At 36.0% G+C, this 18,144-nt stretch carries 14 protein-coding genes and 1 riboswitch; of the genes, 2 read left to right on the top strand and 12 right to left on the bottom strand.

Annotated features, from left to right (window positions below; all coding sequences use genetic code 11):
- The first annotated feature begins 250 nt into the window (after positions 1 to 250).
- Positions 251 to 295: riboswitch (PreQ1 riboswitch) on the top strand.
- Positions 296 to 301: 6 nt separating this feature from the next.
- On the top strand, positions 302 to 790 hold the full coding sequence (locus tag C2I06_RS23085; RefSeq protein WP_095330951.1) for a QueT transporter family protein: 489 nt from the start codon (positions 302 to 304) through the stop codon (positions 788 to 790).
- A 119-nt stretch (positions 791 to 909) separates the two neighbouring features.
- Here C2I06_RS23085 and C2I06_RS23080 read toward each other — a convergent pair whose 3' ends face one another.
- From C2I06_RS23080 to C2I06_RS23070, 3 genes are all read right to left on the bottom strand, one after another.
- Positions 910 to 1,779: a PhzF family phenazine biosynthesis protein gene (locus C2I06_RS23080; protein ID WP_095330949.1), complete on the bottom strand. Its 870-nt coding sequence runs from the start codon at positions 1,777 to 1,779 to the stop codon at positions 910 to 912.
- Positions 1,780 to 1,992: 213 nt separating this feature from the next.
- Positions 1,993 to 3,129, bottom strand: a complete 1,137-nt coding sequence (locus C2I06_RS23075) for a toxic anion resistance protein (protein ID WP_123258948.1) — start codon at positions 3,127 to 3,129, stop codon at positions 1,993 to 1,995.
- Positions 3,126 to 3,782 carry a 5-bromo-4-chloroindolyl phosphate hydrolysis family protein gene (locus C2I06_RS23070; protein WP_095330945.1) on the bottom strand — a complete coding sequence of 219 codons (657 nt, stop codon included), beginning with the start codon at positions 3,780 to 3,782 and terminating at the stop codon, positions 3,126 to 3,128. Before C2I06_RS23070 ends, C2I06_RS23075 begins: the two co-directional genes overlap by 4 nt.
- A 378-nt stretch (positions 3,783 to 4,160) precedes the next feature.
- Here C2I06_RS23070 and C2I06_RS23065 point away from each other — a divergent pair.
- Positions 4,161 to 5,506, top strand: a protein-coding gene (locus C2I06_RS23065; protein ID WP_123257514.1) for an IS3 family transposase whose coding sequence is annotated in 2 segments (ribosomal slippage) — positions 4,161 to 4,605 and positions 4,605 to 5,506 — 1,347 coding nt in all. Because the reading frame shifts where the segments join, the coding sequence is not laid out codon by codon here.
- A 61-nt stretch (positions 5,507 to 5,567) separates the two neighbouring features.
- Here the strand turns inward: C2I06_RS23065 and C2I06_RS23060 are convergent.
- The 9 genes from C2I06_RS23060 to C2I06_RS23020 form a co-directional block, all read right to left on the bottom strand.
- Entirely contained in the window at positions 5,568 to 6,806 is a 1,239-nt protein-coding gene (locus tag C2I06_RS23060; protein ID WP_123258947.1) for an L-lactate MFS transporter, read from the bottom strand.
- 150 nt (positions 6,807 to 6,956) lie between these two features.
- The gene (locus C2I06_RS23055; protein ID WP_095330942.1) at positions 6,957 to 7,685 is read right to left on the bottom strand and encodes a LytR/AlgR family response regulator transcription factor; all 729 of its coding nucleotides are present in this window, start codon (positions 7,683 to 7,685) and stop codon (positions 6,957 to 6,959) included.
- On the bottom strand, positions 7,682 to 9,349 hold the full coding sequence (locus C2I06_RS23050; protein ID WP_095330940.1) for a sensor histidine kinase: 1,668 nt from the start codon (positions 9,347 to 9,349) through the stop codon (positions 7,682 to 7,684). Before C2I06_RS23050 ends, C2I06_RS23055 begins: the two co-directional genes overlap by 4 nt.
- A gap of 63 nt (positions 9,350 to 9,412) precedes the next feature.
- Positions 9,413 to 10,693 carry a hypothetical protein gene (locus tag C2I06_RS23045; protein ID WP_123258946.1) on the bottom strand — a complete coding sequence of 427 codons (1,281 nt, stop codon included), beginning with the start codon at positions 10,691 to 10,693 and terminating at the stop codon, positions 9,413 to 9,415.
- A gap of 337 nt (positions 10,694 to 11,030) precedes the next feature.
- A complete protein-coding gene (sspO, locus tag C2I06_RS23040) occupies positions 11,031 to 11,168 on the bottom strand; it encodes a small acid-soluble spore protein O (protein WP_047944664.1) in 138 nt (45 codons plus the stop codon).
- 125 nt (positions 11,169 to 11,293) lie between these two features.
- Positions 11,294 to 12,511, bottom strand: coding sequence for an MFS transporter (locus C2I06_RS23035; protein WP_095330936.1), 1,218 nt, complete (start codon positions 12,509 to 12,511; stop codon positions 11,294 to 11,296).
- Between the two features lie 760 nt (positions 12,512 to 13,271).
- Positions 13,272 to 15,101, bottom strand: a complete 1,830-nt coding sequence (locus C2I06_RS23030) for a methyl-accepting chemotaxis protein (RefSeq protein ID WP_095330934.1) — start codon at positions 15,099 to 15,101, stop codon at positions 13,272 to 13,274.
- 426 nt (positions 15,102 to 15,527) lie between these two features.
- Entirely contained in the window at positions 15,528 to 16,025 is a 498-nt protein-coding gene (locus C2I06_RS23025) for a GNAT family N-acetyltransferase (protein ID WP_123258945.1), read from the bottom strand.
- Positions 15,997 to 18,075: an ABC transporter permease subunit gene (locus C2I06_RS23020; RefSeq protein WP_123258944.1), complete on the bottom strand. Its 2,079-nt coding sequence runs from the start codon at positions 18,073 to 18,075 to the stop codon at positions 15,997 to 15,999. Before C2I06_RS23020 ends, C2I06_RS23025 begins: the two co-directional genes overlap by 29 nt.
- Positions 18,076 to 18,144: the final 69 nt, after the last annotated feature.

The raw sequence follows: 18,144 nt of genomic DNA, 5'->3' as shown, positions 1-18,144 counted from the left end.
GGGGAAAACTTTTTTAGGATTTACAATTTTGTTTGGGGGGTGCAGGGGATTGGGCTCTGTTGCTTTTCTTCTTGTTTGTGGTTACAGAGACGGATTCTCTGTTAACTTTCTCCGCTTTTATTAATTAATATTCAATTAATCCGATACCTCTCTAATCACCCAACCTTATCCCTCCATCATCACGGGATAAAATTCCATTGACGAACATAGGCTTCCTATTATATGATAACTTATTGTGTGAAAGTTATTGGATAACGTGGTTCGAGACCATCCCACGTAAAAAAACTAAGGGAGAGAAAAAATGAAAACAAAAACACTTGCAATGAACGGTTTAGTGGCTGCATTGTATGTCGCTGTTACGATTGCGATTGCGCCGATTGGTTTTGGCAGTATTCAATATCGTGTTTCGGAATTATTTAATCATCTTGTTGTATTTAACAAAAAATATATTTATGGAATAGTCGTTGGCGTATTTTTAGCAAACTTATTCCTGTCAACCATTAAGTTATACGATTTAACTTTTGGGGTTGCTCATTCTATTATTTGTTTGTTAATCACAATTGGTATAAGCAAGTTTATTAAAAGTCACCTTTTACGAATGATTATTAATACCCTTGTGTTTACCTTTAATATGTTTATTATTGCCTATCAATTACATCTTGCACTTGGATTCCCTTTCTTAATCACTTGGGGAACAACAGCTATTGGTGAATTTGTTGTCATGGCAATCGGTATACCTATTATGCATTTCTTAAACAAGCGAATTCCCTTTGGGAAGTTAATGGATTAAATACAAAGAGATCAAAATAATCTTGCTCCTTAAGATTATTTTGATCTCTTTATTTTATATGAAATATAATCCAATCATTCTTTGTTTATTTTCTTATTCAATTATCCGTTAACTAGAATTTATATTTCCACTATTAATTCCGATAAATTCATTACCTTTCCACCAACTTTGACATCTATTACTTCTTTTCCTTCAACCATTAATTCAACTTTTATCTCTGAAGGCTTTTTCATCGAATAACCTTGTTCCATTAAATAGGAATAATCACATCCCATTTCTGGATTTTTATACTTAAATAGATAACTAGCAAGGGCGCCATTGGATGTACCAGTAGCAGACTCTTCATTTATACCGTATAAAGGGGCAAAGTTCCTGCAGTAACTATGAGAACCAATCAGAGTTTCAAGTGTGAAAACATGATATCCAACACTATTATATTTATTACAAATTTGGGATACTTTTTTAAGATTTGGGGTAATAGAATTCACAATATTTATATTTTTCACCGGTACAAGTATATCTCTTAGACCTGTTGAAACGATTTGTATTGGTAATTCATCTATCAGATCATATTGATTAATGTTTAAAGAATCAGCAATTTCCTTCTCATTTACTGTTTCATAAAACCTTGGTGTGTTTTGTTCCATCATAATGGTCGAATCTTCCCTTACTTCCACACTTAAAATTCCTGCCTTTGTTTCTTGAAGAAATACCCCTGGCTTAATTATCCCCTTATTCAGGAGTACATAAAATGTTGCTATCGTAGCATGTCCACATAGGTCTACTTCCTCTTCAGGGGTGAAAAACCTCACTTTAAAATTTGCTGATTCTGACTTCATGACAAAAGCTGTCTCACTAAAACCAACATCGCCTGCAATCTTCTTCATATTCTCATCAGATAAAGCATCTGAATCCAGCACAACACCTGCTGGATTCCCCCCTTCTAATGTTTTAGCAAATGAATGGGCTGTATATACTTTTAATTTCATAGTTTTTATTCTCCTTATTTTGTAGTCAAAGTTTATTAAAATTCAGCGGAAACTTCTATATATATCCTTTTTATTAACTTGCCCATCAGTTTTACTGCGCTTTTGGCAGAAGAAAAGACCAAATCGTATGCTATTTGGTCTTTTTGCTACTTTTATATTTCGTGTGGTTGGTCTCCACAAAAAAGGAACAAAATTTCATGTATTTAGTTTTTTTTAATACCTATTGTCAACCGTATCTAATGCTTGTTTTAAATTACCTTCTCTTTCCGTAATCTCTTGTTCTGCTTGATTACGTTTTTGTTTTCCTTCTTCTTGGATATGTAGAGTCTCTTCTAATGAGCTCATCAGTTTATGCTGTGTTTCTTTTAGCGAATCGATTTCGACCATTGCCGGACGGTTTTCCTTGGCGATTTGTACCATCTCTTTTGCGTTGGCATCCATTCTGCTTGTATTCAGTTTTGCTTGTGTTTCAATCGCATGACGCTGCCTTAAAAGCGTTAAAGCAATGGAAACTTGGTTTCTCCATAATGGGATCGATGTCATGATCGACGACTGGATTTTATCAATAACCGTACGGTTCGTATGTTGAATCAAGCGGATTTGTGGCGCTGTTTGTATGGTAATTTCTCTGCTGACTTTTAAATCATAAATACGTTTCTCTAGTAATTCCGCAAAATGAATTAAATCATTGACCTCTTGCAGTTTCATTCGATCACCGGACTCCTCTGCAAGTTTTTTTTGCTCCGGAATAAGCTTTTTCGTCATTTCTTCGTATTTCATTTCCGCTGCTGCAATATATACGTTTAAATCTTCAAAATAGGTCTTATTATGTTCATAAAGCTGTTCTAATAAATGAATATCTGCAGTCAATACATTTTTACTGCGTTCAAGACGCACACTCATGCGATCTATTTGGGCACTTGCTTTTTGATAATTTGATAGGACTTCATGGACACTTTTAGAAGGCTTACTAAATAATCGGCGGAAAAAACCCTTCTTTTCCACCCGTAATTCATCAGGATTGATTTCATTTAATTTTTCCATTAAATCACTAACGATATCCCCGACTTCTCCAACATCTTTGCGCTGCACATGCTCAATCATTGTATGGGAAAAAGAAAGTAATTTTTTCTGCGCTGCTGCCCCGTAAGCAATCATCGTACGGTGATTGGTTGGATCTAGTTTATCTGCAAGTTCATATGCTCGTTTTTGATTTTGTGGAGATAAAACATCAATAAGGCGAACAGTTTCAGCTGTTTCGCCTTTTTGCATGAACAAATTATTGCTTTCTCCTAAAGGATCGGAGAAATAATCATCTGTAATGTTTTTCATTTGTCGTTCATCTGTCATTTAGTCCGCCTGCTTTCATCTAACAAATCAGTGTCCTTCTCCTTATTAGAAGTATGTTTTACTACATCTAATTCAAAATGCAGATCATCAATATCATCTGATAGAATGCCATGAAGATCGTCTTCCAGCGTTCTAGAAAGCTGCTCTAATGTTCTTCTTGTGTCATTTAAGGTTGCCTGCAGTGCTCTGTTTTTCTTCGGCTGGGCAGATAAAAGGGCATATTTTTCTGCGATTTCCACTAATGAATCTAAATGCGAATAATAGAATTTCTCTGCTTTATAGAAGCGGCGTGGCTCTTCCTTCGTTAATCGATAGATTTTCTTTGTTACTCTCATTAAATCGATTCTTTGCTTAAAAGAAGGAAAGTGGCGGATGGCAAAAACATGTCGATTTAATCGACTAATTTTCTCATTCGCTTCCTTTAGCTGTGTTTGAATAAATTTATATTCTTTTCTTGATAAACCTTGCCTTACCATTAATTGATGTTTAATTACTCCATCTGAGATGAAATAAGAGACTCCAGTTGCCGCAACTCCATATAGAACGGATAGGATAAAATATTGGTCAAATGCCACATAACTGATTAGCCATGTTAAAGCACCTACAGGAAAAGAAATGCCTGTTCGTACTAAAAACATTAAAAATGAGTTCACTATAATCGACTCCTGCCTTCGTATTCCTTTATTTTTTATACGTTTCATTTCAGCTTTTGTTTCAAAAATCGATGATTTATCTACTTCTATTTTAACGTAACCAAGTTCTTTCTTGCTATAGACTTTAAATGGAATCTTTTCTACGACTAAAGACGTATTTTGTTATGTGTCCTTACATTATGTGTATGTGGAAAAGCATAAAAAAATGATTTGATGCTTTTATTCTATCAAATCTAGGCTCTTGTTTCATGTTTTCTCTTTTATTGGATAGATGTGGAAGTAACCAGTTTACAGCAAAAACCCCGAAATGGTATTTACCATTTTGAACTGCACCCCAATTGTTAGACACTATCTACAATAATTGGAGGTGCAGTTTTTTTGTCCAAATTTACTGCGGAAATGAAGCTACAAGCCGTAACTCGCTATTTAAGCGGAAAAGAAAGTTACAGAGAAATTGGAAAATCAATTGGAATAGATCACAAATCGATTGTTAAATGGGTAAGACAATACAACTACAATGGTGCAGAGGCATTGATGAAACGTTGTACAAGTTATACACAAATGTTTAAACTAGAAGTACTACAATATATGACTGAAAATGGTACTTCTCTATGTGAAACGGCAGCTATTTTTAATATCCCAGCGCATTCCACTCTAGCTGTTTGGAAAAGAAAGTTTGAAACACAAGGGATAGAGGCCCTTCAGTCACAGGAACAGGGGCGTCTATCCATGAAAAAAGATTCAAATAAACAAAGTTCTACTGACCGTTCTTTTGAAGCACTAGAAGATCGAATAAAACAACTGGAAATGGAAAATGAGTATTTAAAAAAGTTGAATGCCTTAGTTCAAAACAAGGAAAAATCACCAAACAAGACAAGGCACAAGTAGTCTATGAGTTAAGGCATAAGTATTCGGTGAAGTCACTCGTAAAACTCGCTGGCATTCCACGCAGCACCTATTATGATTTAGTAAAACGAATGAATCGACCTGATCCAGACACCGATATAAAAAGAGAAATCCAAGCCATTTATGAAGAACATGAAGGTCGTTACGGATACCGACGTATTCGGGATGAGCTAGTGAATCGTGGAAAAAAAGTAAATCATAAAAAGGTTCAACGAATCATGAAAGAGCTGGGTTTAAAATGTCTAGTGAGGATGAAAAAATATAAATCTTATAAAGGCACAGTTGGTAAAATTGCGCCAAATCATTTAGACCGTCAATTTAGTGCGGACGCACCGAATGAAAAATGGGTAACAGATATTACAGAATTCAAGTTATTTGGGGAAAAGCTGTATCTATCGCCTGTATTAGATTTATTTAATGGGGAAATTATTACGTATACCATCGGTTCTCGACCAACGTATTCATTAGTTTCGGACATGTTAGAAAAAGCATTAGAATCCTTACCAAAAAGGCATCAATTACTCATGCATTCCGACCAAGGTTGGCATTATCAAATGAAACAATATCGCAACTTGCTTCAAGCAAAAGGGATTAAACAGAGTATGTCACGTAAAGGGAACTGTTACGATAACTCTGTAATGGAAAACTTCTTTGGGATACTGAAGTCAGAACTCCTTTATTTTAAGGAATTTGAAAGTGTGAACCACTTTAAACTAGAATTAGAAAAATATATAGAATACTATAATAGAAAACGGTTAAAGGGAAAATTGAAAATGAGTCCGGTACAATACCGAACTCATTTTCAACAAGTTGCCTAATGAAATAACTGCGTCTAACTTTTAGGGGTCACTGCATTCACGGGGTTCTTTTCTTGCTATCTTATCCAAGGCGATTTGCAAGTCTAGGCTGCGGCTGTTTTGGTTCTTTTGGCTGCAGCTTCATGTGTGGCGGCTTTATGATTAAAGTAATGATAAAGGAAACGACACATAAAACAGTAATGACTGTAAAGGTTGCATGGAATCCTCCAAGTACTGCTGCAATCATAGCTCCTGCCAAAGCTCCAAATCCAAAGCCTTGATAGATTACACCATAGTTTTTACTTTGATTTTTCAGTCCAAAGAAATCAGCAATAATAGCCGGATATACGGTGATAACACCTCCGAAACAAAATGCAATTGCGGCTACACAAGCAAAGAATAATGGAAAGCTTAACGGAACAACATTTAATACAGTGACTGCTACAGCTGTTACAACTAATGTTCCAGAAACAACTTTTATTCGACCTACTTTGTCAGACAATGCTCCAAGAATAATACGACCGATTGTATTGAATATCGCTACTAAAGCAACGGCATTGGCAGCTGTCGCCACATCTAGATTCGCTAGACTGACACCAATATCTTTTACAATACCGATTAAGTATAATCCACTCATACATGCGGTAAAGAAAATAACAAAGAGTAAATATGCTTGCTTTGTTTTTAGCATTTCTTTCACTGTATAATTCTTTTGCTCTGGCTCTGGTGCTAAAGAATTTGTAGTTGTTTCTACTTCCTGTGCTTCTTTTAAAAGGAATGATCCGCCGACAACCATCGCTAAAGCAATAATTCCCCAAATTAAGAAGGCTGTTGAAACACCATAAGCTGCGATTAAGCTTGTATTAATATATTTAAAAACTAAGCTACCGGTTCCATATGCTCCTACAGAGATACCAGAAATTAATCCTTTTTTCTCAGGGAACCATTTAATTAAATTAGATAAAGACGTGATGTACGCAGTTCCGTCTGCAAAACCTACACAAACACCTGCTACAAGATAAAGCATCCATAAAGAAGATACTTGGGAAGTAACCATTAATCCTCCACCTAGCATGATTCCAGCACAGGCAATTAAGCGGCGGAGTCCCCATTTATCTTGAATTTTCCCGGCAAAAAGGGTTGCGAAGGCAAGCGCAAAACTAGTAATGGAAAAAGTGATAGCCGTTGCGCTCAAATCCCATCCAAATTTATCAACAAGAGGTTGGTTGAACAAGCTCCATGTGTATATTGTTCCTAATCCCATTTGCACAATAATGGTACCAATAACTATCAGTAAGCGATTGCCATTTCGTTCTTTCATTCCGATCTCCTCTTTCTACTCGGTTTATAAACAGTATTTTTTACTATAAAAGGTTGTTTATGCTTTCTTTTGATAGTTAAATTATACCGCCTGAAATATTTTTGAAACCGGTATCAGAATGAAATGCCCTTTATTCGGAATGAATGGTATTTATAGATGCATAATTTGTCGAAATGCTTTTGCTTTGCTTCTGCTAACAGGAATTTCCGCCTTAATATCCTTTAATCTCACCAGATATGTATGGTTAAACCATGGGACAATTTCATGGATTTTTGAAAGATTCACGGTGTAGGAGCGATGACAGCGGAAAAAGGTATCCTGCGGCAATTTATCATGAAAATCAGAGATACTCATTGGCATCATATATTCATCTGTCTTCGTATAAACTAATGTTACCTTTTCGCTCGCTTCTGCATAATAAATATCATTAACATCTGTCACAATGATATTTTCATTTTTACGCAAGTTTATACGACGTGTTACTTCTGTCGTAATCTCTTCTTCTCCACCGCTTTCTTTTTTGAAAGATGCTTCTAATTTTGCCAGCATCGCGGCAATCCGCTTTTCTTCATACGGCTTAAGAATATAATCAAATGCCTCTAATTCAAAAGCTTGTGCTGCATGCTCTTTATACGCAGTTGTAAAAATGATATAGGGCTTTTTCGCAAATTTACTAATATTGCTTGCCAAAAGCATCCCATCTAAAGAAGGTATATTAATATCTAGGAAGATGGCATCCACTTCTTCTGCTTGCAAAAATTTAAGCACATCTAAGCCATCTTCAAAAGTGGCGACAATATCAATTTTGCTGTGGGTTTGAATTAAATATTCTAATTCTTCTTTTGCTGGAATTTCATCCTCTACTATTATTGCCTTCATGCTATCTCCTTCGTTATGTCAAAATAAACTTCCGTACCTGGCTCTAATCTACGAATGTTTAAGCCTGTTCCATACATTAATTTTACTCGTTGATGAACATTTGTTAAACCGATTTGTTTGGAGGATACCTCTTCTTTTGCTAAACGATCAATTACCTCCTGGGCAATCCCTTCTCCAGTATCCCGCACACTAACCCTTACTGTCTCTCCTAAATCTTTGACTGATATCGTTACAACTCCAGGACCCTTTCGCTTTAAAATTCCGTGCACAACCGCATTTTCGACCAATGGCTGGATGAGAAGACTCGGAAGTTTAATATGTATATCATCTATCTCATAGTTCACTTGCAGGCGGTTTCCGAAACGAGCTTTTTCAATTTGAATATAGTCTCTCACTTGCTTGAGTGCGAGCTGGATATCAATAAGCTCTTCTCCAACCTCTAAGTTATAGCGCATATACCCCGATAAATTAATAATTAATTCTCGTGCTTTTTCAGGATCGCGACGGGTTGTGGATGCAATCGCGTTTAGCGCATTAAATAAGAAATGGGGATTAATTTTTGTTTGTAGTGCTTTTAGTTCGGCCTTATTTGCTTCCTCTTTCATTTGTTCCACTCGCGACACTTCCATAAGGGTTGAAATAATTTGCGCCAATCCGATTGCCATGGTTTGCAATGTATTGGTAATTGTATAAGCTTTGCGGTAATAAATTTTTAGGGTACCGGTTACAACGCCTCTTTCTTCTAACGGAATAATTAATAAACAATGAATTTGCGGAGTATGATGATCGGCAATATTATTCCGAATCGTAATCTTGCCACTTCGAATGGTGTCTTTCGTTAAATCACTGATAATCTCTTGGCCGATCTTATATTTTTCCTCCCCAAACCCTACATATGCAAGAACATCTTTTGTATCCGTAATAGCTACTGCGTCTGCTTGAATATCTTCTTTTATAATGGTACAAATAGTTCGCAAAGAATTCCCATTAATAGAACGAAAATAAGGCAAGGTCTTATTCGCAATGTTAAGGGCTAATTGCGCCTGCTGTGCCGCGATTCTTTCCTTTTCTCCTTCTACGCTGGCAATCATCAAGACAATTAGCCCAATGCTCCCTTGCCCTAAAATCATCGGTAAAGCAATGATCGAAACAATATCTATTCCTAAGTCGAAAGGATCTGCCATAAACAATATCAAAATCATTGTTAGCATTTCACATAGCATTCCAGCAACTATTCCATAAATCCAGCGACTACTCTTTTTCACGCGAAGGTGAATATAACCAGATACAATCCCTGCTAAAATACTTGTAATTAAACAAGGAATAGAGGTTACGCCACCAATGTCAATTAAATAACGATGTAGACCGGAAACAATTCCGGTCACAATTCCAACCCATGGGCCAAACAGGATACCACCTGACATAATGGCAATTGTGCGGATGTTGACAATCGAACCTTCTACTTGTATTCCCGAATAGGTCCCGAACAGAGCGAAGGCACAAAATATAATCGTAATTAATGTCAGCTCTGTTGGCGAGTGATGATCCTTTTGCAAGGTCTCTTTAAACTTCGGGACTCTTGTCATAAAAAATAAAGTAATGAGTAAAAGGGCAGCTCGTTCAAATAATTGAATGAGCATTTGCAATTCTAGGGAAGAGTTCATTTTTCTTCCTCCTTGTGTTCAGCAGTCTTTGGTGTATTTTAATACTAGTAATGTATCATTAATTTAAGAAAAAGAATCCTCTAGATTACTGATTTCTCCACTTTCTACATCGACGCAGTAGTTACAGTCCAACTTCCCGCACAGCACCCATTTCCTATCAGCTGGATCAAACACATAGTAAGGGGTTAAGGTGAAATACGGCTTCAGCTTTTTGTAAGCTTCGTCCTTAGTAATTTTTATCTCCTTCTCTTTCTTAATTAGTTCCTTTTCCTTTTTATCGAGAATTTCATCCCAAAATTCCTTTTTATCCATAAAATTCACTATTTTGCCTTCTTGATCATGAAAAGTAAGGATTTTTCCTGCAAATATACTTTTAGGCGCACTTTTCTCAATCCGTGCAAGCAAATTAAAATTTTCTCTATATAAATATTTAAGCATCCATTTACCTGAATCATTCGGATACTTCATGCGCAAAAAATCGGTTACTTCTTGGATACATTTTTCTGTGTCTTCGTCCGTTATTGGCAACGAATCTGGATGTGTCACTTTTAAATATGCATCTTCCACACTTACTTCATCGTCCCAATCTAAGAACTTCCTTTCAAAATCATCCTCTTTTCCTTCCTGCCATATTATCTCTTTGTTGATGTTTTTTCGAAGACCAAACTTCTCCTCCATAAATGGAAGGCTTCCTTTCCGATCATTTCTAATATAAGTTTCTTCCACTCCATATACGATTAACATGCCATCCTCTTTAGGAAATTTAGCTAAAACTACTTGATCACTCGCTATATCCTCGATATCCGCCAGCGATAAAGTATATTCCTCTTCTAACTCATTCTTATTCGTTAACACCATGATATCTTTCGAATAAAATGTTAGCTCTCCGTCTTCATTAAACTCTACAGTTATTGAAGAGGATGGAGATAATGGAATACCATTCCACTGTTCCTCAAAGTAATACTCTCTTTCATCTCTTCGCTTGCAAATAAAGTCCTTCTCTATATTTATGCCTGCGAATTCGGCAAGCCATTTTTTTACCTCTTTTACGTCTTTATGTGGAAATACTACCCCATTTTTCGCATAGGTTACTCCTTGGACAAAAATAACAGATTCGAATTCCTCCGTATGTATATTTATATCAATCGAAGCAGTCCCTTCCGGATTCTCCTCTTCATCTGTCCAATCGGCATATTTATTCGGAAACCATTCCATATTTAAGAAATACACTGTCTCGCCATCCAATGTAAGCTGTCTAAATAGATGGTGTCTACCTAAATAATAATCTTCTAACCCCCATTGTCTCCTTGTAAAATTAATTAATTTTTCGATTCTTGCATCCATTCTTTTCTCCTCCTTTATTTCACTTTATAATCTATCACATCCCATATACCATCTTCCAGCAATATCCATCCGTCCTTTTTAGCTATTGCAGAATTACCTGCCAATCCATGAATATAGATATCTTCTTCTTCCTTTAACCCTTGGGCATCCTATATTCGCTAAATCACATCTTTTCATTTCTTCGCTATTCAGTAAATATTCCACTTCTCTTCACACAAATTATTTTCTTAGATATCAACAGCTTGTAATTTTTGTTTACTTACTCCTTCTATTTTTTTGATTTTTTCCTGCATACATAAAAAAGCATCCTCATTTGAAGGATACTTTTCGGAACACTTTATTGTCTTTTTTTTGTCTTTTTATTATTTAATTTCTCCGCTGCTGTTAATGGTTCATTGGCAAATTCATGATCATATTGACGAGCTGTATCATTTTGTACTGCTTGCTTCGCATTTTTATTTTTATTTTTTGTCATGATTATCACCTCCACCCATTATTCTCTCTTGCTCCTTTTTGAAATATGTAAGCGGCAAGATGAATTTTTGCAATAAAATAGAGACCTCTTTTATGCCCGCCATAGGCATTAGAAGTCTCATAAGGTTATTTTCCATGTGTAACTATTTTAACTTTTTGTTTCATGGTTGGGCTAAATATATTTCCTTTTTTATAAGCAATCCCTGTCGCTACGATTAGCAGGATACCTGTTACTATAAACACAGACTGAGCAGGGAGAACTCCTCCAAGAAAACCACCAATCATCGGTCCAAACATTCCTCCTAGTTGATTGGCTGTTTGATTTAAACTAAAGGCTCTCCCACGGAAATCCTCTGCAGTTGATTTTACAACTAACCCGTTCAATGCTGGGAATACCGCACAGAAAAAGAGCCCAAAAATAAAACGAGTAATCGAGAAGCCCCAAATATTACTGAAAATAATTTGAGAAAAAGTACCAAGACCGCCACCAAGTAATCCGATAAATAAGACGCGGTTAAATCCAACCTTATCCGCCCACTTACCCCAATATGGTGCCATAATGACACTAGCAATACCAGGGAGTGAAAAGATTATACCTGCTAATAAGGAGGCTTTATCCATGGAACCTCCAATCTCTAATATATAGAGAGGAAGTATTGGCTCAATCGTCATAATCGAGCATGAGGTAACAATTGTTAACAAGAGCACAAGCATTAATGGTTTATTGGCAAAAGCAATCCGCAAATCGTTTCTGACAGATCCTTTTTCTTTACTTGGAGAGAAATTATCCTCTTTTACCCAGAAAATAATCAGAAGCGTTGCAATAAAAACAAGGAGACCAGCACTTGCAAAGGAAAGCCGGTTTCCGACTAATTGGGAAATCACGCCTCCAATCAGCGGACCCATAATCCCACCCGATGCAGATGCCGTTGAAATCATTGATAAGGCATAACCAGTTTTATCTGAAGGAGTATTCGTCCCAATTAAAGCTATCGCCCCAGGAATAAATCCAGACAATAATCCTTGCAGAATACGAAGCACTAATAGTTGATAGGGATTGGTAACAAATGCAGCTAATGTATAAACGACAAATAGCACAAATCCCGCGCGAATAATCATCGGTTTTCTGCCATATTTATCGGCAAGTCTTCCCCAAAACGGAGAAGCAAACGCCCCGGCAAAAAAAGCTGCACTAAATAGTACTCCAGCCCAAATCTCTGTGTTTTCATGAACATTTAATTCAATAAGAAAAATTGGTAAAAAGGGAATTACCATGTTAAAGGATGCAGAGGTAAAGAAAACCCCTATCCATAAAACAAGCAAATTCCGCTTCCAAATTTCCATTTAGTATCGCTCTCCTAAAACATCAGCAATCAACAACTAAGCCAATGAGATTTTATTTCCTCCATCATAGCATACAACCATTTATTTTTATACCCGAAATTTCCATTTTCCGAATAATTTAGGCTGCGAAAAAAAAGAGAAACAATCTAACGTTTCTCCTTTCAGCTTGTTGACAAAAGGAATTTAGGAAATGCAAATGGAATTATTATGCATTGATTGGAGTGGAAGGGGTGAGACTCCTGTGGGATCTGCGAGACAGTCTGAGACCCTGCAGGCCTTTAGGGCGAAGCGGCTCAGCGCGAACCCCTGCAACGGAAATCAACTCTTATTTAAAAGAATGTATATGTATAAACTAAGGGGCTGAGACAAAACTAAAAAGGATATGCTTAAAGCTGAATAATCATTTGTTGAAATAGACGAATGATAAAAAGAATCTATTTTTGTTTCTCGTCCCATTTTATAAGATTAGTGAAATGGAGCGGAAGACACTCGACTCCTGCGGGAAATAGAGGAAAGGCTGAGACCCCGCAGCGCAGTGAGGAGGCTCAGCTTCCTCCCCGCGGAAAGCGAGTGACTGGAGCGCAATGGAACGAACTTGTTTTTTAGCTATAAAAAGGATAAATCAGCGAAAAGAAAAAAATCGAACTATTGTGATATTTTATTGTATTATAGTTCGGTTTTTTCTTTATGTAAAATTCTTTTGTCCCACCCTCGACAGTCTGAAAGGAGAAACAATCCAATGTTTCTCCTTTTTTAATACTCAATTGATTTTAAATTCTTTTACTAATCCATTTAAATCTACTGCTAAGTTAGATAATTCATGTGAGCTATCTGAGAGCTCTTGCATAGAACTGCTTGTTTGTTGAACGGAAGCGGATGTTTGTTCAATCCCTGCAGCTGCTTCTTCGGAAATTGCAGCAATATCTTCAATCGAACGATTCATCTCTTTACTTGTTTCTAAGATAGATGCTAGATTTTCGGAAACAACTTCAATGCTATTTACCATATCATTAACAGCAGCTTTAATGCCTTCGAATGTTTCCCCAGTCATCTTAATCTGTTCCGCTCCTTTCATTACTTCTTCATAACCGCCTTGCAAGGATTCTGTTACCACGCTTGATTCTTTTTGAATGCTTCCGACAATATCGGTAATATCTGTGACGGAGAATGCAACTTGTTCAGCCAGCTTCCTTACTTCATCTGCAACTACCGCAAATCCTTTTCCATGCTCTCCAGCACGTGCTGCTTCAATAGCAGCATTTAATGCAAGCAAGTTTGTTTGATCAGCAATCCCCTTGATGACAGAAACTAACTTAGATATTTCGTGCGATTGAGTATCAAGGCCACGTACTTTCTCCACAGCTTCTTTCATAATTTGATTAATTACATTCATTTGTTCAATTGAATTTCCCATTAAGCGACTGCCATCATTCGTCATGCCTAATACCTTGTTTGATGATTGATAAATTAACTCCCCTTGGTTATAGGCATCACCAATCGTGCCAGAGAAGGATTCCATTGATGAGGCTAAATCAGTAGCCGTATTTGCTTGGCTTTCTGCTCCTGACGATAGCTCTTGCATAGTCGTTGCAACTTGCTGACTTCCTGCAGTTACTTCATTAGTAGATTGGGATAAGTTCTCACTCTGCTTGTTTACCGTAATCGATACTTCTGATATCTTTTGAATAACCATTCGTAGATTATTGCTCATTTTATTCATAGACTGAGCTAATTGGCCAATCTCATCTTTACCTTTGTAGTAAACCTCTTCTACCGTTAAATCTCCTTGCGCAATCGTATCACTAACCTCTACTACTTTCTTTAAGTTACGTGTAATTCTGCTGCTGATGATAATAATTAATGCAGTACCGATTAGAAGTGCTATAATCATTGAAATAATTAACGTCTTTGTAGCCACACTTCCACTAGCGATTGCGTCTTCCGCTGCCTCTGTCCGACTATCTTGGACCTGTTCTTGCATTTTATTTAAAGCCGTAATCGTTCTCTTGCGAATAGTTGTATTGGTTAAACTTAAGGAATTAACGGCCGATCGATCGTTTGCTTCAATCGCTGGGATAATTTGTTCTAAGAATAAATCATTCATTTGTTTATTGCGATTTATAATCTCATCGAATAATGCTTTTTCATCCTTATTTCGAAGATCTTTTTTTATTTGTTCTTCATATTCATTAAACTTAGTACTAATATCTTGAAATTCATCCACATATGTAGGATTTTGATAGTCCAGATAATTTAAAATACTAAGACTTTTCTCTCTGGTAAGTGATCCCATTTCCGTAATAATAAGTGCTTTTTCATCTGTTTTATTTAATTGCTCAATACTATTATTAATATGGATTAAACGTGTCGTTACTAATACAGTAGTAATTGTTAAAAGGGCAAAAACAAATAATAAAGTTATTCCATATTTCCAGCCAATTGTAATATTATTTAATTTAGTGAACCTGCCATTAACTCTTTTTAAATTTCCATTTCTTGATATCTTTCTAATATTGAGTTTGCTAAAAATAGATTTCTGCGATTTTTTTTCTTTTTTTAAACTGGTTATTTTTATTTTTTTAAATTTCATTTTCGCCACCACAAGTTCTCCCCTTTGATGATTTCAAACCTCCACTACTAAAGAGATTTTTCTCTTCTATTCCAAAATAGTAATTTTTGCTTTTTGTTTATTCCTCCTTCTCATTAAATATCGCTCTTTCTACTTATCTGCCTCTATTTTTATTGTGGTTATGTATGATTGCAATTAGTAAAATAGAATCAGATTCTTTATAAAGCAAGGTACTTTATTACTTTGTATGTATAATACTAATGTAATTTACAGAATAATTCAATTTTATTCACAAATAATTTATCGGACTTTTTACCCTTTTGTTTATATTTAAATAATTTTTTATTATATTATTTCTCTTTATTTTCAATCTTTCCATTTTATATTTCTTTCCATAATAAAAACAGTGATGGCTTTATCTCATAAAGTTATCACTGTTTTATTTTTTTATAAAAAGAGAACCATTAACTCTTCATCATAGTATTTTCCGTTTATTTTTATAGCCTTTCGATCGATTCCATACGTTTCAAACCCAAATGCTTGATATACTTTTTTGGCAGCTGCATTTTCAGCAACAACAGCTAAGTATACTTGTTCTATTCCTTGTAAATCACGTGATTTTTCTATTGTGGCTTTGAGCAAATGCTTTGCCACACCTTTCCCTCTACATTTAGGGGTCACATAGACAGCGTAAATATTCGCACGATGGCTCAACTTTTTCTTGGTTTCTCTCATTATCGTAACAACGCCTACTAAATCCTTTTCCACAAATGCCCCACATACATAAGACGCTGGATCACTAAGCCTGCTTTGTGTTCGACTTAATGGATAATCCTTTTCTTCCTCATAGCTAGAGCCAAATGCTTCTGTATTTGTTTGCAATGCTTCTAGTCTGAGAGCGAAATATGCTTCTGCATCATCGGGGCCTAATTGCCTGATTTCCATTTGGATCTCTCCCTATCTGTGTAAAGCTCTCTTTTGTAATAGTTGGTGCTGCTTCTTTTGATTGCTTAATCTCCTTATTTTTACGCAAGCCTGGTTGCTTAAACACCACGCCCACTTTTACTTGCTGGACTTCTTTCACCCCCTGAACAATTAGCTGCATGGCAAATATTGCAATCACAAAGGGCACAAGAATATATAAGTACCAGAACTGTCCAGAGCCTATTGCTCCTCTGCCTACCTGTCCGATTAATCCAGACCATTCATAGGTCGTAGATTGCGGAGGATCAGGAAACATTTGGTCCATCGATAATTTTGTTCCTCCCAAAAAATAATCAAAAATGCCTAAGTGCATGAAAATTAATAATACTTGAATAAATTGCTGCCCAAATAAAATGGTAAGTCTTGGACCTAAATGAGGGAGTATATGACGGATTAAAATTTGAAATTTCCCTCCACCGATTACCTTTGCACTCGCAATAAACTCATAATCAGACACACGATTGATTTCTTTGCCTAATAATATGGTAGTTAATGGAACCACCAGCAAAGTCAGAATCATTGTTTCCAAAAATACCCTTTCCCAAAAGGAATAGCTGAATCCTTCAAGTCCTGGTAAAAGAATCGGTGTTAATAAGATATAGGCAATCAAACTTAGCGGCATAAAATGTATGGAATCTACCATCTTTGCAATCCATTGCTGTGCTGGATGTTTCAAATAAAAAGAATAAATCACTGCAAGTAATAACCCACCTACTACCCGTAAAAATGCGATAAGCAGGGCAAAAATCAGGGTATACTTAGCGCCAATCACAATTTGATCAAAGAGGCTGTAGCCTAGTCTATCGGATCCAAAGAAAAAAGGTTCCGTAGGGGCAAATGGCATGGCAGAAATTAGTGTTACTCCATCTTCTGCGTAAAACAATCGCATTTGATCGATATGATTATTGGTCGTTACAGAATAAATAATGCTATATCCAATAACCACAATAAAGAACAAGCTTCCCACCGCAACCTTCCAATTTTTCATATGTAAGGCAACTATTTTCCCTAACCAGGACAGTGGACGAATCATAGAAAAGTTTTTCCAACTAAACCTTCGCCCACCATCCCTTAGATTGCTACCAAACACCTTTAAAGATAACAAAAGATATGAAAAACTCATTCTTTGTCTCCACAATCCTTTTTTCACATCGCGAGCCTTCTCTTGCTCTTCATGAATCAATATATCGACTAGTTGAAAAAGGATAAAGAATGGTGTAAATATAAACAGCAAAGATACAGCAATTGTTATCGGCGTAAAATTTTCTAGCAGAAAATAGGTAAAGCCATGGACATTAAACAGCCTTTCGATTATAAATTGGCTGGATAATAATCCCCAAATAATAATTTTCATATGCTGAAAGGTCACAGGAATAATATTGCGGATAATATGTTTCCATAGGATTGGAAAATTGCGAATTCCTTTACTTCTTGCAAATGTTACATAATCCTTCAAATACTCCTCTTCCATCATAAGAATAAGAATTTTGAATAACGAAATAGCAGGAAGTATGGAAAGTGTAATAATCGGACCTAAATAAGCATTTTCCGAATAGCTGGCCACTGTAAAAATCTCAACACCCGTTTTCTTATAGATAACAACTACTAAAGCTTGCAAAAGTGTAGCAATAATAATATCTGGAATTGATTCTATTAAATCCAGGAATCTTTTTAATGGCTGTAACAGAAACTGCGGCAGAAAAAAAGATGATAAGGATAAAATAAAAGCAACAAAGCATCCGAGGAGAATAGCGCAAAGCAGAATTTCTATCGAATAAATAAAAGCAGGCCAGAGTACATCTAGAATCGGTTCTTGATCTACACCATTTAATGTGTATACCCAGCCTTCTTTCTGAAAAAATTCCTTCGACAAAAAGGAGAATAGAGTGAAGAAATATCCCTCTCCCTCAGGAAAATCTCTCATTTGAAAGTATTTTGGAAAAACACTTAATGCTAGTATCGTAATAGTGCCAAGTAAATAATAGATAATAATTTTCGCGAATTTTCTCATCGATCCTCTTTACCTCTATCTAAATATTTATATTATTCAAATTATACGAATATATCAATCAATTAGCAA

Origin of the sequence: Niallia circulans (assembly GCF_003726095.1) — a bacterium.
GTDB lineage: Bacteria > Bacillota > Bacilli > Bacillales > Cytobacillaceae > Niallia > Niallia circulans_A.
Note: the sequence above shows the minus strand (reverse complement) of the source record. Positions and strands in the feature narration are given on the sequence as shown.